Genomic DNA, 20,981 nt, shown 5'->3' with positions numbered 1-20,981 from the left:
CAGGCGGTTGAAATCCAAGCCTTCCATCTGGCTTGCATCACTTCAACGCAAGGAGACGAAGATGTCCAATCCTGCTACCGCCCCCAAGAGATTTGCCTGTGGCCTGACGGCCGCCGCCTCCGCTGCCGCCATGCTCGCGATGGCCCCGGTGCCTGCGCTGGCGGTGCCTGCCGGCGGATACGCCGATCTGGTCGAAACCGTCGCGCCCGCCGTCGTCTATGTCGAGATCACCGGCAAGGCGCAGCCCGTGTCGGACCGGCAGGCGATGCCGAACGACCAGTTCATGGAAGACTTCATGCGCCGCTTCGGCGGCCGCCTGCCGCAGCAGCCGGAAAGCCGCCCGATGAAGGGCGCCGGCTCCGGCTTTGTGATTGCCGAAGAGGGGCTGATCGTCACCAACAACCACGTGATCGATAACGCCCAGACGGTGACTGTGACCCTGGCCGATGGCAGCGTGCATGACGCCACCGTCGTCGGCACCGACCCGCTGACCGATATCGCCCTGCTCAAGGTGGAGGCGGACACGCCGCTGCCGGTGGTGGAATTCGGCTCCTCTGAAGAGCTGCGGGTCGGTGATGAGGTGCTTGCCATGGGCAGCCCGTTCGGCCTGTCGGGCACGGTGACCTCGGGCATCGTTTCAGCCACCTCGCGCAACATCAACTCCGGCCCGTTTGACGACTTCATCCAGACCGATGCGGCGATCAACCGGGGCAACTCCGGCGGGCCGCTGTTCAATGCCGAAGGCGAGGTCGTCGGGGTCAACACCGCGATCTATTCGCCCGGCGGCGGCTCGGTCGGGATCGGCTTTGCGGTGCCCTCGGACATGGTGCAGAAGATCGTGGCCGACCTGGAAGATGACGGCGAGATCACCCGCGGCTGGCTGGGTGTGCAGATCAAGCCGCTGTCGGAGGACGCCGCCAACGTGCTGGGCCGCGAGGCCGGCAAGGGCGTGGTGATCGAAGGCGTGGAGGCGGACAGCCCGGCGGCCAAGGCGGGTCTGAAACCCGGGGATGTGGTACTTCGCTTTGGCGGTGCCGAGGTTGATGAGCTGCGCGACCTGACCGCTGCGGTTGCGATGAACGCCCCGGGTGAGGCCGCGCAGATCGAGGTGCTGCGCCAAGGCAAGGAGCTCACGCTGGACGTGACCCTGGGCGACCGCTCCGGCCAGGACGCCTGATCTGAACGCTTACCGTCGCACGCCCTTCACTCCTGCCGGGAAACCGGCGGGAGTGACCGCATTTGATGCACGGGGCGGCCGCCTGGCACTGCCGTTCCGGCACGATCCCATATTTACCATAATGTTGATTACACAGATCAGCCACGCCCGCGGGGCAGCCTGCGAATACGCGGTGCGCCCCGCCCCCATCAATAATTGACAAAATTTGTAAATTATCTTACCCGGCCCGCTCGAAGGAGTTCCGGATGTTTTTTGACCTCGAAAATTTGCGCGCTTTTGGCCCTCGGGTTTGCCTTTCGGCGGCGGACGGAACCCGCCTGTCCTATGCCGCCTTGGCCGATGCCGCTGCACAGTTTGCCGCCCTGCTGCCGCAGGACTGGCGGCTGATCGCGGTCGAGGCTGCACCAGATCCCGAGGCCATCACCGCATATCTTGGCGCCCTCGCTGCGGGCCATGCGGTGATGCCGCTGCCCGAGGGCGACGAGGCGACGGCTGTCCGGCTGGAGGAACGCTTCCGCCCCGCCGCCAGTTTCCGCCGCATTGGCGGCAGCTGGCAGCTGCTGGGCCATGCGCATGAACCAGCCGCCATCCATCCGGAGCTGGCGCTGCTGCTGCAGACCTCCGGCAGCACCGGCCATGGCCGCGGCGTGCGGCTGTCCGGCACCGCCGTGGATGCCAATGCCCGCGCCATCGCGGAATACCTCCAGATCCAGTCCAATGACCGTGCCGCGCTGATCCTGCCGCTGCATTATTCCTACGGTCTCTCAGTGCTGCACTCGCATCTGGCGGCCGGCGCCAGTCTCTGGCTCGCGCCCGGCTCGGTGCTGGACGCCGGTTTTTCCGATGCGCTGGAGGCCTCGGGCGCCACCAGCCTGGCCGGCGTGCCGCATCACTTCCGCCTGCTGGAGAGCGCGGGCCTGTCTCGTGCCTTGCCGGAAAGCATCAAGACCCTGACAGTCGCGGGCGGTGCCATGGAGCCGGACCAGGTCCGCGCCTGGACCAGCCGGATGCAGGCGCGTGCCGGGCAGTTCTTTGTCATGTACGGCCAGACCGAGGCCACCGCCCGGATCAGCTACCTGCCACCGGAGCTTGCTCTGGAAAATCCGGGCGCCGCAGGCCGCGCCATTCCCGGCGGCCACCTGCTGCTGCGCGATGCGGGCGGCGCGGAAATCACCACGCCCGAGGGTGAAGGCGAGCTGGTCTATCAAGGTCCGAACGTGATGATGGGCTATGCCGAAGACCACTCCGATCTTGCCAAGGGGCCGGAACTCAGCGAACTAGCCACCGGCGACCTGGCCCGGCGCGATGCAAACGGGCTCTATCACATCACAGGGCGGCTTTCGCGGATGTCCAAGATCGCCGGGCTGCGTATCGGCCATGACGCCATCGAACGCGCCCTGGCCGCCCAAGGGTATGAAGCTGCGGTCTGGGGCGATGACACCCGCATCTCCATTGCTATCTGCGGGGCGGAGGATGGCATAGCCGCGCTGGCCGCCAAGCTGACCGGCGTCGGCCAGCAGCATTTCACGGTGATCCCGCGTAGGTCCCTGCCCCGGTGCGCCAATGGCAAGATCGACTATCCGGCGCTCAAGACCCAATCCGCCAAACCCAAGCCCGCCAAGGGAGTGCTCGCTGCCTATCAGGCCGCCTTTGCACCGCAGACCGTGGGCCGCAACGACAGCTTTGCCTCGCTCGGCGGCGACTCCTTGCGCCATGTGGAGCTGTCGCTGGCGCTCGACGAGGCCCTGGGCGGCGCCCCCGCCGGCTGGGAAGAGATTCAGATCAAGGATCTGGAACAGGCCGCCCCGGCACCCGCCGCCAGCCTGCCCTTTGATCTGATGGCCCGGGTGGTTGCCATCCTCGCGGTGGTGGTCGCGCATCAGACCTTCTGGCCGGTCTACGGCGGTGCCGCGGCGATGGTGATCCTGATGGGGATGAGCGTTGCCGGCTTCCGCTGGCAGGCATTGAAATCCGGCGACATGCGCAGTTTCTTCAAACCCGTGGCAGCGGTTCTGATCCCCTATTACCTGATCCTGGCCGGCTATGCCGTGGCCTGGGAGCAGGTGCCCTGGGCCTCGGTCTTCCTGGCGGGCAACTTTGCCCTGACCACGCCCGAAACCCATCTGATGCTGCCGTATCTTTACTGGTTCATCGAGGCCTATCTGCAGATGACCCTGCTGGTGGCGCTGCCCTTTGCGCTGCCGCCGGTGCGGCGCTGGCTGGTGCGCCAGGGTGCATTGCGCGCGGGCCTGTGCTTCCTATCGTTTGCCGTTGCCATCCGCCTGATTGCACCGGAGGTCTGGCAGATCGGCGGGCGGGGGCAGTTCACCGTGCCGTGGGTCTTCTACCTCTTTGCCCTCGGCTGGTGCATCACTGCCGCAAGCACGCTGGGACAGCGGCTGCTGGTGCTGGCGGCGGCCTGCGTGATCATGCCCGCAGCCGCCTATCTGGGCGGCAACTGGTACGGCGGCTGGGTCAAATACATGTGGCTCCTGGTGCTGATCGCCGGGCTGCTGTTCATCACGCGCCTGCCGGTGCCGCGGCTTGCCGCCCGCCCGCTGATGCGGCTGGCGCAGGCGGCCTTCCCGATCTACCTGCTGCACCGGTTTGTGCCGGAGCTGCTGATGCCGATGATCGGACTGGAGGGCCGCAGCCCGCTGAACGACGCGCTGGCAATCTTTGGCGGCATCGCCCTGGGCCTCGCTGCAGCTGCCCTGCAGCGCCAGCTGGTGCAGGCGTGGTCAAGCGCCCGGAGCCGCCGGCCGTCAATGGCGCAGGCCTAGGCCAGCGCCGCCACCGCCCGGTCAATCCGGGTCAGCGCCTCGCGCAGCTCCGCCTCGGAGGTGGCATAGGAAATCCGGAAGTACGGCGAGATGCCAAAGGCGCGGCCCGGAACCACCGCCACATGATGCTGGTCCAGCAGATGGGCACAGAAATCTGCGTCTGTTTCCAGCACCTGGCCCTCCGGCGTGCGCTTGCCCAGCACCCCTGCGCAACTGGCAAAGGTATAGAACGCCCCCTCCGGCACCGGGCACGTGATCCCCTCCATGCCATTGAGCGCCTCCACCACCAGATCGCGCCGCGCCTGAAAACTGGCCCGCCGCTCTGCCAGCACCCCCTGCGGGCCATTCAGCGCCGCCGCCGCAGCAGCCTGCGAAATCGAGGAGGGGTGCGAGGTCGATTGCGACTGCACTACCTTCATCGCGTCGATCAGCGCCTTCGGCCCGCCCGCATAGCCCAGCCGCCAGCCTGTCATCGCATAGGCTTTGGAGACGCCATTGACCGTCAGCACCCGGTCCTTCAGGCGCGGCTCCACCTGCACGGGGGTGGCGAATTCGAACCCGCCATAGGTGATGTGCTCATACATGTCATCGGCCATCAGCCAGACATCCGGATGCCGCAGCAGCACCTCCAGCAGCGGCCGGTAATCCCCGGCGCTGTAGCCGGCGCCGGCCGGGTTCGACGGCGAATTCAGCAGCAGCCAGCGGGTGCGCGGGGTGATCGACGCCTCCAGCTTCTCCGCCGTCAGCCGGAAGCCGGTGTCATCCCCGCAGGGCACCAGCACCGGCTCGCCCCCGGCAATGCGGATGATGTCGGAATAGGAGGTCCAATAGGGCGTGGGCACAATCACCTCATCGCCGGGGTTGAGGCTGGCCATGAAGGCATCAAACAGGATCTCCTTGGCGCCGGTGCCCGCGATGATCTCATCCAGCGCGTAGTCCAGCCCGTTGTCGCGCTGGAACTTCGCCTGGATTGCTTGCCGAAGCGCCAGCGTGCCGCCGAGCGGGGTGTATTTCGTCTCCCCCGCCCGCATCGCCGCGGCGGCGGCCTCCTTGATGTGATCCGGCGTGTCGAAGTCCGGCTCGCCTGCGCCCAGGATGATCACCGGCGCGCCCTGACGCTTCAACTCTGCCGCCTTGGCGCCGATGGTGAGGATCTCGGAGACCTCAAGCGGGTCAAGACGGCTGGCGCGGCGGAATTGGGCCATGGCGGAGGCTCCCTGCTGGTTTGCTTCGCCAGCTAGCATGGAGCGAATGCCGTTCTCCGGAAAACCAGCCCTTTGCGACCCGACCTATTCCGGTTTGGCATCTATCGCCGAGGGCGGTGCCCGTCCGCGGGCGGAAGCGAAGCGCCCGCCGCCGTTTTGCCGGAGGCAAACCTTCGGTTTGACGGGGCGGACGGGCGCTGCCCGGCCTATCGGCCAGGCGAAACAACTCAATCCGGCCTGGTCCGCAATTGCTTGCGCATCCAGGCTTCCAGCTTCTGCACCGCCTCCGGCACCGGCCCGTGCGGGCGCACCAGGTAATAGCGCTTGCGCGACTCCAGCGCGGGCCCCGGTATGCGCAGCAGAACCCCTGCCGCAATCTCCCTCGCCACCATGTCATAGGGCACGATTGCCGCCCCCAGACCCGCCGCCGCCGCAGCGATTACCATTGAGTGCTGGTCGAAATAGCGCCCGTCCTGCCGCGGCGCGCCCGCCAGCCCTGCGCGCTCGAACCATTCCGCCCAGGACCCCGCGCGGCTTTCCAAGTGCAACAGCGGCGCCTGCGCCAGATTGGCCGCGTGATCCAGCTGATGCGCGGCAAAGAAACCGGGCGCGCAGACCGGCACCATCTCCTCGCCGAACAAGGCCGCCATATGAGTGCCCGGCCAGTTGTCCAGCCCGTAATGCACCGCCAGGTCGAAGTTTTCCCGGGCAAAATCAAACGGCTCCAGCCGGGTGGAGAAGCTCAGCTCCACCTCCGGATGGCGCTGAAAGAAATCCGGCAGCCGCGGGATCAGCCACAGGTTGGCGAAGGCCGGCAGCACCGCAATCCGCAGGGCCGAGCGCCCGGCCCCGGCCGCGGCGGCCTTTTGCAAAGTGGCGCGCAGCCCCGCCAGATCCAGCTCCAGATCCGCCGCCAGCCCCTGCCCCGCGGGCGTCAGAACCACCCCCCGGCCCGCCCGCTGGAACAGATCGAAGCCAAGGTCCGCCTCCAGCTCCTTCACCTTCTTGCTGACCGCACTTTGCGTGAGGCCCAGCTCCTCACCGGCAGCAGTGAAGCTCTGATGCCGCGCGGCGCTCTCGAAACAGCGCAGATGGGTCAGGCTTGGCAGGCGCATCTCAATTCTCCTCCAGCTGCGACAGCAGCCATTCGCGGAACTTGATCAGCGGATACTCCTCCGCATGGTCCGCAGGCCAGACCAGGAAATACTCCCCCAGGCTCACCGCATCGCCTTCCATCGCCAACGCCAGCCGCCCGTGCGCAATCTCATTCTCCGCCAGGAAATCCGGTAAAAGCGCGACCCCCAGCCCATGCACCGCCCCCTGCGTCATCGCAGACGACTGGTCAAACAGCATCCCGCGAAGCTTGGCCGCCGGCACATCGTGCAAATGAAACCATTGTTCCCAGCAGTCCGGGTGCGTTTCCAGATGCAGCAGCGGATAGTCCAGCAGTTCCGCCGGAGCCGCCACAGGCCCCCCCATCAGCCCCGGCGCGCAGACCGGCAGCACATGTTTCGGCATCAGCGGCAGATACTCCACCCCCGGCCAGTCCCGCGTGCCATAGTGGATCGCTGCCTGCGCCGTCCCCGCGTCAAAGCTGAACGGCAGATTGTGGGTATGCAGGTTCACCGTGATGCCGGGATGCGACGCGGCAAACCCCTTCAGCCGCGGCGCCAGCCAATGCAGGCCAAAGGACGGCAGGATCGACAGGGTGAAACTGCCCCCGTCCGGGTTTGCGCGCAGCTTGACCGAGGCCTGCGCCAGCCGCGTCAGAATTGCCCGCGCCTCCTTGGCAAACCCTGCGCCCGCTGGCGTCAGCTGCATCCGCATCTGGTCGCGGGCGACCAGGTCCACTCCCATCTGCTCCTCCAGCTGTTTCAGCTGGCGGCTGATGGCGCTTTGCGTCAGCGACAGGTCCTCTGCCGCCGCCGAGGCGCTGCCAAGCCGGTCCACCGCCTCCAGCGCCAGCAGAGAAGGGATTGAGGGTAAAAAACGGCGCGGGGCAATCATATGATTAAAACTCATGTCTTCAGGATTTAGTTTCAATAGCAATCCAGGCCGCAGGGTGCAATTTCTATATTCAACCGACGCCCGGCGGGACATCGGCGCAAAGCAAGCTAAAGTTTTTCTCATGCCCTGCCCTCGCACCGAAAGGACGCAGACATGCCCTATTCCGACATCCTCGCCGCCGCTGGCCTTACCAAAGCCGAGCTGACCGGCGGAAGCCTCTCTGTCACCACGCCGGTCGACGGCAGCGAAATCGCCCGCCTGAAAACCCACAGCGCGGCTGAGGCCGAGGCCCAGATCGCCGCCGCCAAGAGCGCCTTCAAATCCTGGCGCCTGGTCCCCGCCCCGCGCCGCGGCGAGCTGGTGCGGCTCTTGGGCGACGAGCTGCGCAAGGAGAAGGAAAACCTGGGCCGCCTCGTCACCCTGGAATGCGGCAAGATCTACCAGGAGGGCCTCGGCGAAGTGCAGGAGATGATCGACATCTGCGACTTCGCGGTTGGTCTCTCGCGCCAGCTCTATGGCCTCACTATCGCCTCCGAGCGTCCCGGCCACGCGATGCGTGAAACCTGGCACCCGATGGGCACCTGCGGCATCATCACCGCCTTCAACTTCCCGGTTGCCCCTTGGTGCTGGAACGCGGCGCTGTCGCTGGTCTGCGGCGATCCGGTGATCTGGAAGCCGTCCGAGAAGACCCCGCTGACCGCGCTGGCGGTGCAGAAAATCTGCGAGCGCGCCATGGCCGCCTTTGGCGGGGACGCGCCTGAGGGCCTGATCCAGGTGCTGATCGGAGAGCGTGATCTGGGCGAGGTGCTGACCGCCTCCAAGGACGTTGCCCTCATCTCCGCCACCGGCTCGGTGCCGATGGGCAAGGCAGTTGCGGCCGATATGTCCAAACGCCTGGGCCGCACGATTCTGGAACTGGGCGGCAACAACGCGATGATCGTGGCCCCCTCCGCCGATCTGGAGATGGCCCTGCGCGCCATCGTGTTCTCCGCTGTCGGCACCGCCGGCCAGCGCTGCACCTCCCTGCGCCGCCTGATCGTGCACGAAGACATTTACGACCAGCTGATCCCGCGCCTGATCAAAGCTTATGAGGGCCTGCCCATCGGCGACCCGCTGGCCGACGGCACCCTGGTCGGCCCGCTGATCGACCGCCACGCCATGGACGCGATGCTGCGGGCGCTGGAGCGCGCCCAGGGTGAAGGCGGCACCGTGCACGACGGCGGCCGCGCATTGACGGACAGCTTCGCCAACGCGGCCTATGTGCATCCCGCAATCGTCGAGATGCCCGCCCAGACAGAGATCATGCACACCGAAACCTTCGCCCCGATCCTCTATGTGGTGAAATACGCTGACCTGGATCAAGCCATTGAAATGCAGAACGAAGTGCCGCAAGGCTTGTCTTCCTGCATCTTCTCCACCGACGTGCGCGAAACCGAATATTTCCTCTCGGCAGCGGGCTCCGACTGCGGTATTGCCAACGTGAACATCGGCCCCTCCGGCGCTGAAATCGGCGGCGCTTTCGGGGGCGAGAAGGAGACGGGCGGCGGCCGCGAAAGCGGCTCCGACGCCTGGAAAGGGTACATGCGCCGGCAGACCAACACCGTGAATTACTCACGCGAGCTGCCGCTTGCTCAGGGGATCAAGTTTGACATCTGATCTGGCGTCCAGCCTCTGGCATCAAACCTGCCAGGAAAACCCCGCCTTCCCGGAATTTTCCGGGGAGGCCGACACCGATCTGGTGGTGATCGGCGGCGGCTACACCGGCTGCTCTGCAGCACTGAAAGCCGCCGAAATGGGTGCCACGGTCCACCTCATCGAAGCGGACGAGATCGGCTGCGGCGGCTCCGGCCGCAACGTGGGGCTGGCCAACGCGGGCCTTTGGCTGCCGCCCGAGGACATCAACGCCGCGCTGGGGCCGGAGACCGGCAGCCGCCTCTCCTCCCTGCTGGCGGGCGCCCCCGGGATGGTGTTCTCGCTGATCGAAAAACACGCCATCCACTGCGAGCCGGAGCGCAGCGGCACCCTGCACTGCGCCCATGCGCCCGGCGGCCTGAAAGACCTGCAGCGCCGCCACGCCCAGCTCACCGCCATCGGCGCGCCGGTGGAGCTGATATCGCGCGAGGAAGCCATTCAGCGCACCGGCTCCGAAGCCGTGCACGGCGCTCTGTTCGATCCGCGCGCCGGGACCATCCAGCCGCTGGCCTATGTCCGCGGCCTCGCCCGCGCTGCCGCGGCAGCCGGTGCGCAGCTGCACAGCGGCACGCCTGCCACCAGCATTACCCGCAATGGCAGCGGCTGGCAGGTGGACACCCCCAAGGGCAGCCTGCGCGCGAAACACCTGATCATGGCGACCAACGCCTATGCCCGCGAAATCACCGGCTATGACGCGCCGCAGGTGATCCCGGTGCATTATTTCCAGGCCGCCACCGATCCGCTGCCCGCACCCCTGCTGGACAAGATCCTGCCGGGCAGGGAAGGCTGCTGGGACACCGCGCTGGTGATGTCATCGTGGCGGCTGGAGCAGGCCGGGCGGCTGGTGATCGGCGGCATGGGTGCGCTCAACCACTTCGGCAGCGCCCTGCACCGCAGCTGGCTGCCCCGCAAACTGGCCGCGCTATACCCCGAATTGAAGGACATGGCGCTGAATAACCACTGGCACGGCCGCATCGCCATGACCACCGAGCACCTGCCCAAGATCCTGGACCTGGACGGCGGCTTTGCCTGTTTCGGCTACTCCGGCCGCGGTATCGGCCCCGGCACCCTGTTCGGCACCGCCATGGCAGAGGCGCTGTTGAGCGGCGACCAATCGCGCCTGCCGGTGCCGCCGGTGCGCGATCACGCGATCCCCTTTGCGGGCCTGCGCAGCGCCTATTACGAGACCGGCGCCACGCTCACCCATCTGATCAGCGACCGATGAAAAAAGCGGGCCGAATGGCCCGCCCTACCCTCATTCGCAGCCGGCAATCGCCGTCCCGATCTCCTGCAGCAGCGCCGGGTAGAACTGCGGCCCCGGCTCCAGCTTGGCGCCCAGCGGATCCAGCACGGCGGTGCCCGCACCGGTGCCGTCCAGCACCGTGGCAACCACGCCTGGATTGAACTGCGGCTCCGAGAACACGCAGGACACTTTCAGATCAGCCACCACGTCACGCACCTCGGCAATCCGCGCCGGGCTCGGCTTGGCGGCATCGCTGATCGAAATCGCACCCGCCGCGTTCAGGCCAAATCCGCGCTCGAAATACTGGTAGGCATCGTGGAACACGATGAACTGCTTGGCCCGGAACGGTTCAAGCTGTGCCGAGATGCTGGCCACGGCCTCTGCAATCTCCTGCTTGCCGGCCTCGGCATTGGCCTTGTAGGCGGCAGCATTGTCCGGGTCATGTTCTGCCAGTTCTTCGGCGATCACATCCAGCCAGGCCTGGGCATTGGCCGGCAGCAGCCAGGCATGCGGATCGGCGCCCTCGTGGCGGTGCCCATCCGCATCCGCGTGGTCCTCATGATCATCATGGTCCGCGTGACCCTCATGACCTTCGGCGTGCTCTTCATGACCGTGGCCATCGTGATCATCATGGCTGGCTTGCTCCTCGTGACCATGGTCATCGTGGCCCTCATGATCTTCGTGCTCGCCGTGGCCAGCATGATCATCATGCGCATGCGCCTCGAACCGTGCGCCTTCGCGGAACGGCAACACTGTTGTGCCCTCGGCTTCCAGCAGCTCTACCCGGTGCGCGCCGCCGGCCAGCTCTTCCAGCGGCCCTTCCAGCCAAGGGGTCAGCGCCTCACCCAGCCAGAACACCACATCCGCCTGATCCAGCGCCCGCGCCTCAGAAGGGCGCATCGAGTAGCCATGCGGTGAAGCGCCGGGCGGCACCACAAGCGCAGGCTCGCCCAGCCCCTGCATCACCCGGGCCACCAGACCATGAACCGGCGGAATGTCCGCCGCAACCTTGGGCACCTCCGCCCAGGCAGCCCCTGTTCCTGCCATCAGCGCAGCCACTGCTACCGCGTTCCGCATGTCATCCTCCGATGTAACTTTATAACATTCGCCCGGGTTGATAAACGTCATAACATTACATATCAAGAGCCAATCCTGCCCGCGCCCGGAGACCCCGCCCCATGGATTCCATTGGTTTTGAACCGCACGATCACGCCAGCTGCATCCAAGACGGCATTGCCGCCGTGGATGCCTATTGCCGCGCCAACGGCCTGCAATTCACCCCGGTGCGCCGCCGGGTGCTGGAGATCCTGCTGCAGGAGCACCGCGCGCTTGGAGCTTACGAAATCCTCGACCGCCTGCGCGAGGAGGGCCTGGGCTCGCAGCCGCCCGTCGCCTACAGAGCCTTGGATTTCCTGGTGAAAAACGGGTTCGCGCATAAGATCGAGCGGCTCAATGCTTTCATTGCCTGCTCCCACCCGGGCGAGACCCACGCGCCAGTCTTCCTGATCTGCCGCGCCTGCGATGCAGTGGCCGAGGCGCAGCGCGAACCCACTCAGGGCCAGCTGGGCCAGGCTGCCCGCGACGCCGGTTTTGTGATCGAACGGGCGGTGATCGAGGCCGAGGGCCTCTGCCCCAAATGCCAGGAGGACGCCGCCGCATGAGCTTGATTGCTCTCGATAACCTGACGGTCCGGCACGGCGGCAATACAGTCCTGTCCGGCGTCAGCCTGGCGATCGAACCGGGTGAAATCGTCACTGTGGTCGGCCCCAACGGCTCCGGCAAGTCCACCCTGCTGCGCAGCGTCATCGGCGCGCAGAAACCGTCGCGCGGAACCGTCCGGCGCGCAACCGGGCTGCGGATCGGCTACGTGCCGCAAAAGCTGCATATCGACCCGACGCTGCCGCTGACCGTGCGCCGCTTCCTCAGCCTGCCGGAACGGGTATCCGACACCCGCGCCGCGGAGGCGCTGGAGCAGGCCGGCGCCGGTGATCTGGCGGCGCGGCAGATGTCAGGCCTGTCTGGCGGCCAGTTCCAGCGGGTGCTGCTGGCCCGCGCCCTGCTCAGCAACCCCCAGCTGCTGATCCTCGATGAGGCCACCCAAGGGCTGGACCAACCCGGTTCGGCCGCCTTTTACCAGCGAATCGAGAAGGTCCGCCAGGAGCTCGGCTGCGCGGTGCTGATGGTCAGCCACGAATTGCATGTGGTGATGGCGGCCTCGGACCGGGTGATCTGCCTCAACGGCCACGTCTGCTGCGAGGGCGCGCCGGAGCATGTCGCCACGGCTCCGGAATACCGGGCCCTGTTCGGCACAGGCACCCAGGGCGCCCTGGCGCTCTACCGGCATGAGCACAACCACAGCCACGATCACGACTGCGCCCACAACCACACTCACGAGGCGGCGGAATGACCCTGCTTGACGATTTCCTGATCCGCGCCGCGCTGGCGGGTATCGGCGTGGCGCTGGCCGCGGCGCCCTTGGGCTGTTTCGTGGTCTGGCGCCGGATGGCCTATTTCGGCGACGCCACCGCCCATGCCTCCATCCTCGGCGTGGCACTTGCGCTCAGCTTTGATGTTTCGGTGTTTGCCGGGGTGCTTGCGACGGCGCTGGCGATGGCCACCACCGTCTCGGCGCTGGCCGGACGCGGCTATGCGATGGACACTTTGCTGGGCGTGCTGGCGCATTCCTCGCTCGCCTTCGGTCTGGTCGCGGTCTCCTTTCTGCAAGGGGTGCGGATCGACCTGATGGCCTATCTGTTTGGAGACATTCTGGCGGTGGGCCGGGCGGATCTGGCGGTGATCTGGGGCGGCGCGGTGCTGGTACTGGCTCTCCTGTGGTGGCGCTGGTCTGCCCTGCTGACCGCGACGCTGAACCCGGACCTGGCGCATGCCGCCGGCATTGATCCCCGGCGCGAGCAGATGGTGCTGACCATCGCGCTGGCGCTGGTGGTGGCGGTCGCAATCAAGGTGGTAGGGGTGCTGCTGATTGCGGCAATGCTGCTGATCCCGGCCGCAGCCGCCCGCCCCTTTGCCGCCACCCCGGAGCGGATGGCCGCCATTGCAGCGCTGCTGGGCATGCTGGCCGCCACCGGCGGTCTGCAGCTCGCGTTTGTCCTGGACACGCCTGCCGGACCCAGCATTGTCTGCCTGGCCGCGGCGCTGTTTGCCGCATCCAGCCTGACCGGGCTGCTGCTGCAGCGCCGCCGGGGCTGATGCCACCGGCACCCGCAGTTGCTGTCTTGAGGTAGAAACCCGCTGGCCTGCCGGGCAGGCAGCCCGGATCAGCTGCCGGTCCGCAGCAGGTCCGGGCTGCCCACCCATTTGCTGATGGCTTCGGTCAGCGCTTTCTTGTTGATCGGCTTGCTCAGGAAATCATCCATCCCGGCCTGCAGGCATTTTTCGCGGTGGGTCTGCAGCGCATTGGCCGTCAGCGCCACGATCGGGCATTTGCCGCTGCCGGTCTCCGCCTCGATCCGGCGCATTTCGGCGGTGGCTTCGATCCCGTCCATTTCCGGCATCATCATGTCCATCAGCACAATGTCCGGCCGCTCAGCCCGGAAGCGGGCAACAGCCTCCACGCCGTTGCCGGCAATGCTGATCGCCAGCGGCGCGTCCTTCAGCATCTTGGTCACCACCAGTTGATTGGTGCGGTTGTCCTCTGCCAGCAGCACCTTCAGCCGCCGCCCCTCTGCCGGCAGCTCCGCGGCCGGCTCTGCCGCATCCGCCGTTTCCTGCGGCGGCCTGCTCAGCAGCCGGCTCATCACCTGGCGAAGCTGCACTGCCCGCACCGGCTTAAGCGCGAACTCGCAAGCGCCGATCGCCTCGCAGTCTGCCCGGCACAATGCGTTGTCAACCGACGACAGTATGACCAGCGGCACGGTTTCAAAACCCGGCATGGCCCGGATCCGGGCCGCCAGCTCATGCCCGTCCATTGCCGGCATCTGGTAGTCCAGCAGAATCACGTCGAACCGGCGCCCGTCGAGCTGCGCATCCGACAGGATTTCCAGCCCCTCATGCGCGGACGCCGCCTGTGTGCTGGCCACGCCCCAGGTGCTCAGCCGCTCCGACAGGATCACCCGGTTCAGCTCCAGATCATCGACCAGCAGCACACTGAGCCCGGCAAAGCTGCGCGCGCCGCTGTCCCGCCGCGGCGCCGCCTTGGCACAGGCCTCCAGCGGGATCCGGATGGTGAACACCGAGCCTTTGCCCGGATCCGACTGCACTTCGACCGAGCCGCCCATCAGCTCCAGCAGCCGCGCCGAAATCGCGAGCCCAAGGCCAGTGCCTTCAAAATTGCGGGTGGCCGCATTATCGGCCTGCTCAAAGGCGCGGAAGATCCGTCCGATCCTGTCCTGCTCAATGCCGATCCCGGTATCGGTGACCTGCAAAGTCACCATATGGCCGCCGTCCGGCGCCTGGCTGCCGGTCACTTCGATATAGACATAGCCCTCGCGGGTGAACTTGACGGCATTGCCCGCAACATTGGTGATGACCTGCCGGATCCGCCCGGCATCGCCTTCAAACACCTCCGGCAAAGCGGGGTCATAGCGCATGGTGACCTCAACCCCCTTTTCCGCCGCCTTGGGCGACAGGAGGGTGACCACGTCCTCGACCGCGGTCTGAAGGTTAAAGGGGGCACAGCTGAGCTCCAGCTTGCCGGCCTCGATCTTGGAGAAATTGAGGATGTCGTTGATGATTGTCAGCAAGGCCGATCCGGATTTGCCGATCGTCTCCGCATACATCCGCTGATCATCGTCCAGCTCGGTTTCCTGCAGCAGCTCGGCCATGCCGATCACCCCGTTCATCGGGGTGCGGATCTCGTGGCTCATGTTGGCAAGGAATTCCGATTTGGCGCGGTTGGCGATATCCGCGGCCTCGCGGGCCTGCTCCATCGCAAACTCGCGCTCATCACGCTCGGCAAAGGTTTCCTCCAGCACCCCGACTGAGAAATCCAGCGCCCGGAACTCCCGCGAGGCAAACCAGGGCAGCGGTTGCAGCGGGCTGCGCAGGCCGGAAATCGCATCCGACATCCGCTTGTGGATCATCTGCAATGGGCGGAGCGCCAGCACATGCACCAGCAGCAGCACCAGCAGTGACAGCGCCAGCACCGGCACCACTGTCCAGATGATGATCTGGCGCACCTTTTCCGCAACCATCGCCTGGCCGTCACGGGTCGACCATTTCACCAGCATGGTGCCGAAGGAAGCCCCTTCCAGCTCGATCGGCCTTTCATAGATCACCTGGCTGTCATCCTCCGCCGCATCAGGAGCCTGGGCCGAAGCCAGCAGCTTGCCCGACGGGTTGCGGATCTGGATCGACACGATCTGCGGCTTGCGGGCCACCGCCTCATAAAGGCCGGTTTCCAGCACCGGCACATCCTCAACGATGATCGCTTCCAGCATCAGACCGCTCAGCAGCGACACCGTCAGGTCCGCCTGCTCGGTCAGCTGCTGCTCCAGCCGCTGCACCTCCTGGCGCTGCGCCAGATGGCCAACCGCAAAGCCAACCGCCGAGGCGGCCAGCAGCAGCGACAGCACGATCTGAAAAAGGATGCCTGTTCGTTTCATGTTTTCAATGCAGCGCTCTTAAAAGGCCAGGCTGCGCTCCATCGCCCGGCGGATAATGTCATAATCCTGATCGGCTCCCAGCAGAAACCCGTTCTTTGAGATCCGGCGCACTATTTCCTCGTTTTCCGAGGCCAGCATCACCTTGCGCATCGCCTCCAGGACGTTCTCCGGCATTTGCGACGACGCCAGCCACGGCTTGGTCACATTGTCAAAAGAGGCCAGAACCCGGATCGGCACCCCCTTGGCGACCAGCTTCTTATAGGTGCTCTCCTTCAGGGCGCCTGCGCTGTATTTTCCCGCGCCCACCGCTTCGCCAACCAGGTCATGGCGGCCGAGATAGGCGAACTCATGCAGGTCGGCGCTGCTGATGCCGGCGTCCAGCAGGTATTCCTGCGCCAGATAGCGGCCGATGGTGGACAGTTCATCGCCAAAGGCAAAGCTGAGACCGGCCAGATCCTCCACCGCCTGCACGCTGCTGTCCTTGTGCACGACGATCACACCCTTGAACCGCTTTGCACCGTTCTTGGACTCCATCGCGACAATCCGGACACCCGGGTCTTCCTTCATCACATGCACATAGGACGCGGGGCCGAACCGGGCAAAATCCACCTCGCCGCTTGCAAGCTGGCGGATCCCTTCACCGTATTCTTTGGCGATCTTCAACCGGATCGACACCGGTTCGCCCAGCTCCTCGCTCATCCGCCCGGACAGGAAGGACAGGAAAGGCTGGTACTTTTTGACCGTGGAAGTAGGTTTATCCGCCGCATACGTGCCGAAAACCAGTTCGATTCCGGCATAGCCAGCCCCTGGGAACCAAGCTGCAAGGCAAGCTGAAACAACAGCCGCCGGTGCTGCCGTCCGCAGCCGTGCTAAGAAAAGCTCAATGATACCAATGGTCCACTCAAAAACGTTCACGTTATTAGCCTCCTGACTGACATTGGCTGGCACAGCGGACGGGCCTTTACCCTTCGTTACATGCCCCATGGTTAAGAATACAATGTTAACGCACCTCCAATTCTCTACAAAATTTTGCGGTTCTTTTATTCTCCGTCCGCTATATTAACGGTTCAGTAAGATTTTCGTAATCTTTTAGGCAAATTCGCCATAATTCAGAATGCCCGCACGAACTGGCTCAACAGGAAACGCCGTGAAGAATACCACTTTGACACCCGCCCCCGCCGGGTCCCACCGCCGCTCAGCGCAAATCATTGTGTTAACGACACTTTTTTCAGCGCTCCCCGTCGCTGCCCTGGCCATACCCTCGCCGGAGCTGGTGATTGGCTCGGTATCTTCGCTGTCGCAGGTGCTGGCGGTTGGAATTGCCATGGTATCCGGCCTCGGCGCTGTTATTGCGGCAAAACTTGGTTTTACCCCCAAACCGGGCGGTTCGCCGCGTCGGTACCCGGTCAAGCTGATTTCTGTGCTGGTTCTGGCAGCAATGGCGCTGGCCGCTGGCAACTACTGGCAGTATTCCTCGCATGCGCAGGCCGAGCTGGCAAGACTGCAAGCGACATTGACCCGGCCGGCGCAGTTTGACGGCACCACCATCAAGGATGCGACCCTCAAGGAGACCAGCTTCTCCAAGCAGGAAAACCATCCCCTGGCGATGAGCACGACGGACGCCGCTGCGGCGCTGGAGGACGGCTCCACCCTCTTCTACGACATCCGCGAGACCGGCGAGAACGCCATGGGCACCCTGCCCGGCGCCACCCATATCCGCTTCCCGGACTTCCTGGAAACCCGCCCGGTGCAGCCGGGCCAGAAGGTCGTTCTGTTCTGCCACAACGGCAACCGCAGCTCTGAAACCTGCGCCAAGCTGGCGGCAATGGGCATCGACTGCAGCTTCATCGCGGGCGGTATCGAAAAGTGGATCGTCGAGGGGCGCGACTTTTCCGACAAGAACGTGAAGACCCTGTCCGACCTGCGTGCGATTCCGGAATATCCGGGCCGGGACGTGCTGCTCAGCACCGATGATTTCAAAAATCTGCTGACCACCGAGGATCTGCAGATCGTCGACACCCGCTACCCGGGCGATTTCGCCTCCGGCCACCTGCCTGGCGCCGTCAACATCCCGATCCGCAAGATGACCACCGCCGACCTTATGGACCGCATCGCGGAACTGGACCCGGACAAGCCCACCATCGCCGCCTGCTATGACCGCCGCAGCTGCTTCATGAGCCAGGTGCTGGGGCTGGAGCTGTCGCAGAAAGGCATAGACTTCCGCGGCCGTTACACCCTGCCGTGGGAATACTTTGTCGCGCCCAAGCCGAAACCGCATGTGCAGGCCTGGCTGGCAGACCAGCAGTCCGGCTTGTGGGACAAGGCGATCTCGGCGCTGGCTACCGCCCTCCTGTGGGTGCATGAGCGCAGCCATATCCTGCTCGGCCTGCTGGCACTGTCCATCGTGACCCGCATCCTGGTGCTGCCCGTCGCGCTGAAATCCGAACGCGATCAGATCATCACCAATGAGACCGCGGATGAGATGAAGGCGCTGAAGGCGAAACTGGCCCATGACCCGGTGCGCAAGGCGCGTGCAGTGCAGGCGTTTTACGCCGACAAGGGCCTGACGCCGATGAAGAACCTCACCGCGCTCTTGTTCCTGCCGGTGATGATGCTGGGCGTCTCTGCCGCACAAGAGGCCAGCGCCAGCCTGCAAACCCCGTTCCTGTGGATGGCCGACCTCGGCGCGCCCGATCCGCTGTTCATCCTGCCGGTGCTGTTCTGTGCGCTTGCTGCCGTCTACCTGCTGTGGGCCGTTGCCAAGACCCCGCGCCAGAAAACCCTGTGGATGGTGCTGGGCATGCCTGCGCTGTTTGCGATGGTGTTCACCCTGACAGCGGCTGCAAACGCCTACCTCTGCTTCAGCCTGACGCTGTTGCTGGTGCAGCGCGCCTACGTGACCGGCATGCACCGCAAGCTGGGCGAAGCCATCGCCTTGCGCGCCCACAAGCGCCGCCTTGCCAGGCTGCCGCGCGGCGTGATCCCGATGGGCTACACCGAGGAGCTGGAGCACGCCGGCAACAAGGCCCTGCGTCTGTCGATCCTGCGCAACGCCGGCCTGCCGGTGCCCGGCGGCGTGATCGTGCGTTCCGATGCGATCCACGACTACCGCGAAATGTCCGATGCAAAGAAAGACGCCTTCGCGGCACAGGTCTTTGCCCTTGCAGGCGGCAAACCGGTCGCAGTGCGCTCCTCCGCCAGCAACGAGGACGGCCACGACCAGAGCTTTGCCGGCGTCTTTGAATCGGTGCTGGATGTGACCGCAGAGACCATGCGCGCCGCGCTGGACGAAGTTGTGACCAGCTTCTCGTCGGAACGCGCCGCCAGCTACTCCGGCGAAGGCGACAGCACCGACCAAGGCAACATCGTGGTGCAGGAGATGGTGCAGGCGGAATACGCCGGCGTCCTCTTCACCCAGGACCCGATGGCCCCCGGCATGGCGATGATCGAATGGGTCGAGGGCTGCGGCGAGGATCTGGTGTCCGGCCGCGTCACCCCGACCAGCTTGCGCTTTGGCCGCTACACCGGCCTGCCGGCCGCGGAAGATCAGGACCAGACGCTGGACATGGCGCCGCTGCTGGCCCTCGGCAAACAGATCGAGGACACCTTCGGCTGCCCGCAGGACGTCGAATGGGCCTATGCCAACGGCCAGTTCCAGATCGTGCAAAGCCGCGACATCACCACGCTGTCGCTTGGCACCGAGCAGGAGCAGACCCGTCTGGCCGAATGGCGCGATCTCTTGGACCGCTACGCCGATGCAGACCCGGACCAGACCATCCTGGAACAGGATGAAATGTCAGAGGTCCTGCCCCGCCCCACCCCGCTCTCCTTCTCGCTGATGAGCGAGCTCTGGGCGCCGGGCGGCAGCGTTGACCTGGCCTGCCGCGCCCTCGGCGTGCCCTATGGCCTGCCCGAGGGCCGCGACGGCCATCTGGTCAACCTGTTCGGCAAGACCTACGTCGATGTGGCGCTGAAACAGGGCATGACCCTGAAACTCACCGCCGCCAAGGCCAAGCAGCTGCGCAAACAGGCACATCCGATGATCACCCGCTTTCGCAGCGAAGTCATGCCGGAGCTGCGAAACAAGCTGGCGATCTGGCAGGCCGTGGACTACACCGCCCTGCCCCAGGACAAGCTCCTGGAAGCGATCTCCACCCTCAAGGACATGTTCATCCGCGAGGTCTACCTGGAGGCGGAGAAGATCAACATTCTGGCAGGCTTCACCATGGGCGAGGCAGGCACGGCAGCGGCTGGCGATCCTGCCCTGCGCGCGCACCTCATGCACGCGGAACTGCCCAATGCGCCCTCCAGCCTGCTGGCCTCCTGCACCGGCAAGGACGCCCAGGCCCGCGCCATGCAGCTGATGGGCCACCGCTCGATCTTCGACTACGAGCTGTCCTCGCCCCGCTACAGCGAGGCGCCGGCGCTGCTCCAATCGCTGCTCAGCAACACGGTGGAGCCGATCGGCCAGGTGCCGGTCCCGGCCAACCTGCCGGATGAGCTGGACGATACCATCGGCATCGCCATCGCCTATCAGGACCTCAAGGAACAGGCCAAGCACGAGGCCCTGCGCGTCGTCGCCGAACTGCGCCGCGCCCTGCTGGCGCTGGGACAGATCAGCGGGCTGGAGGATCTGGTGTTCAGCCTGACCTTCGACGAGGTGCTTTCCGGCGACTGGTCTGCACCCGCACAGCTGCGCGCGCTGGCAGAAGCCCGCGCAGCCAAAGAAGAGCTTCGCAAGAAATCCGCGCCCACTGACGTCACCCTCACCCTGCGCGACTGCGAGCTCTTGTCGCTTGGCGCGCAGGCCCAAACGGGTGATGGCACCATAGGCGGCACCTGCGTCGCGGGCAGCGGCAGCGCCACCGCCCGGGTGTTCTGGATGGAGGACGACAGCTGCATCGACCCCGCGGCATTCGCAGACTTCCAGGACGGCGACATTCTGGTCTGCCGCATGGTCAACCCGGCCTGGCTGCCGTGGGTCCAGCGCTCCGGCGCGGTGCTGTCCGAGGTCGGCGGCTGGCTCAGCCACATGGCCATCGTCGCCCGCGAAAAGGACGTCCTGATGCTGGTCGCCTGCAAGGGTCTCGACAGCCTGAGCCACGGCGAACAGGTGACCGTCAGCGAAGACGGCACCATCCAGCCGCTGGAGGAAAAGGGCCTCAAGGCGGTTTCCGCCTGACCAAGGCCAGACAGGAACAAAGAAAAGCCCGCACCAACTGGTTGCGGGCTTTTTACGTAGGGTGGGCGATTCCGCCCACCATTCCCCTCCTCTTGCAAACATGGCAAAGATTGCCATATCCTGTCCCA

At 65.5% G+C, this 20,981-nt stretch carries 14 protein-coding genes; 8 read left to right on the top strand and 6 right to left on the bottom strand.

Annotated features, from left to right (window positions below; all coding sequences use genetic code 11):
- Nucleotides 1–61: 61 nt before the first annotated feature.
- Both ACXAED_RS25460 and ACXAED_RS25455 read left to right on the top strand, forming a co-directional pair.
- Nucleotides 62–1,177 carry a Do family serine endopeptidase gene (locus tag ACXAED_RS25460; protein WP_475054608.1) on the top strand — a complete coding sequence of 372 codons (1,116 nt, stop codon included), beginning with the start codon at nt 62–64 and terminating at the stop codon, nt 1,175–1,177.
- A 245-nt stretch (nt 1,178–1,422) separates the two neighbouring features.
- The gene (locus ACXAED_RS25455; RefSeq protein WP_475054607.1) at nt 1,423–3,960 is read left to right on the top strand and encodes an AMP-binding protein; all 2,538 of its coding nucleotides are present in this window, start codon (nt 1,423–1,425) and stop codon (nt 3,958–3,960) included.
- On the opposite strand, the gene ACXAED_RS25450 is transcribed toward ACXAED_RS25455, so the two are convergent.
- From ACXAED_RS25450 to ACXAED_RS25440, 3 genes are all read right to left on the bottom strand, one after another.
- Nucleotides 3,957–5,165, bottom strand: coding sequence for a pyridoxal phosphate-dependent aminotransferase (locus tag ACXAED_RS25450; protein ID WP_475054605.1), 1,209 nt, complete (start codon nt 5,163–5,165; stop codon nt 3,957–3,959). The genes ACXAED_RS25455 and ACXAED_RS25450 overlap by 4 nt on opposite strands.
- A 227-nt stretch (nt 5,166–5,392) precedes the next feature.
- Nucleotides 5,393–6,280 carry a LysR substrate-binding domain-containing protein gene (locus ACXAED_RS25445; RefSeq protein ID WP_475054604.1) on the bottom strand — a complete coding sequence of 296 codons (888 nt, stop codon included), beginning with the start codon at nt 6,278–6,280 and terminating at the stop codon, nt 5,393–5,395.
- A gap of 1 nt (nt 6,281) precedes the next feature.
- Nucleotides 6,282–7,187 (bottom strand): LysR substrate-binding domain-containing protein, encoded by a 906-nt coding sequence (locus tag ACXAED_RS25440; RefSeq protein ID WP_475054602.1) that lies wholly within the window; start codon nt 7,185–7,187, stop codon nt 6,282–6,284.
- A 138-nt stretch (nt 7,188–7,325) separates the two neighbouring features.
- Here ACXAED_RS25440 and amaB point away from each other — a divergent pair, with 138 nt between their 5' ends.
- Nucleotides 7,326–8,828 (top strand): L-piperidine-6-carboxylate dehydrogenase, encoded by a 1,503-nt coding sequence (gene amaB / locus ACXAED_RS25435; RefSeq protein WP_475054600.1) that lies wholly within the window; start codon nt 7,326–7,328, stop codon nt 8,826–8,828.
- Nucleotides 8,818–10,089, top strand: coding sequence for an NAD(P)/FAD-dependent oxidoreductase (locus ACXAED_RS25430; protein ID WP_475054598.1), 1,272 nt, complete (start codon nt 8,818–8,820; stop codon nt 10,087–10,089). Before amaB ends, ACXAED_RS25430 begins: the two co-directional genes overlap by 11 nt.
- Nucleotides 10,090–10,119: 30 nt before the next feature.
- Here the strand turns inward: ACXAED_RS25430 and ACXAED_RS25425 are convergent, their stop codons facing one another.
- Complete coding sequence (locus ACXAED_RS25425) at nt 10,120–11,184, bottom strand: zinc ABC transporter substrate-binding protein (protein ID WP_475054596.1); 1,065 nt, start codon at nt 11,182–11,184, stop codon at nt 10,120–10,122.
- 101 nt (nt 11,185–11,285) lie between these two features.
- Here ACXAED_RS25425 and ACXAED_RS25420 point away from each other — a divergent pair, with 101 nt between their 5' ends.
- From ACXAED_RS25420 to ACXAED_RS25410, 3 genes are read left to right on the top strand one after another with little or no spacing between them, the layout of a single operon-like run.
- The gene (locus ACXAED_RS25420) at nt 11,286–11,768 is read left to right on the top strand and encodes a Fur family transcriptional regulator (RefSeq protein WP_475054595.1); all 483 of its coding nucleotides are present in this window, start codon (nt 11,286–11,288) and stop codon (nt 11,766–11,768) included.
- Complete coding sequence (locus ACXAED_RS25415) at nt 11,765–12,514, top strand: ATP-binding cassette domain-containing protein (RefSeq protein WP_475054594.1); 750 nt, start codon at nt 11,765–11,767, stop codon at nt 12,512–12,514. Before ACXAED_RS25420 ends, ACXAED_RS25415 begins: the two co-directional genes overlap by 4 nt.
- Nucleotides 12,511–13,317, top strand: coding sequence for a metal ABC transporter permease (locus ACXAED_RS25410; RefSeq protein WP_475054593.1), 807 nt, complete (start codon nt 12,511–12,513; stop codon nt 13,315–13,317). The genes ACXAED_RS25415 and ACXAED_RS25410 overlap by 4 nt, the downstream gene beginning before the upstream one ends.
- 68 nt (nt 13,318–13,385) lie before the next feature.
- On the opposite strand, the gene ACXAED_RS25405 is transcribed toward ACXAED_RS25410, so the two are convergent.
- Complete coding sequence (locus tag ACXAED_RS25405; protein WP_475054592.1) at nt 13,386–15,671, bottom strand: response regulator; 2,286 nt, start codon at nt 15,669–15,671, stop codon at nt 13,386–13,388.
- Between the two features lie 18 nt (nt 15,672–15,689).
- Entirely contained in the window at nt 15,690–16,586 is an 897-nt protein-coding gene (locus ACXAED_RS25400) for a PhnD/SsuA/transferrin family substrate-binding protein (RefSeq protein WP_475054590.1), read from the bottom strand.
- A 409-nt stretch (nt 16,587–16,995) separates the two neighbouring features.
- Here ACXAED_RS25400 and ACXAED_RS25395 point away from each other — a divergent pair, with 409 nt between their 5' ends.
- Complete coding sequence (locus tag ACXAED_RS25395) at nt 16,996–20,853, top strand: PEP/pyruvate-binding domain-containing protein (RefSeq protein WP_475054701.1); 3,858 nt, start codon at nt 16,996–16,998, stop codon at nt 20,851–20,853.
- The last annotated feature ends 128 nt before the right edge of the window (nt 20,854–20,981 follow it).

It is taken from the genome of Leisingera sp. ABM4_103 (genome assembly GCF_056158685.1).
This window is presented reverse-complemented; position numbering and strand designations above follow the sequence as displayed.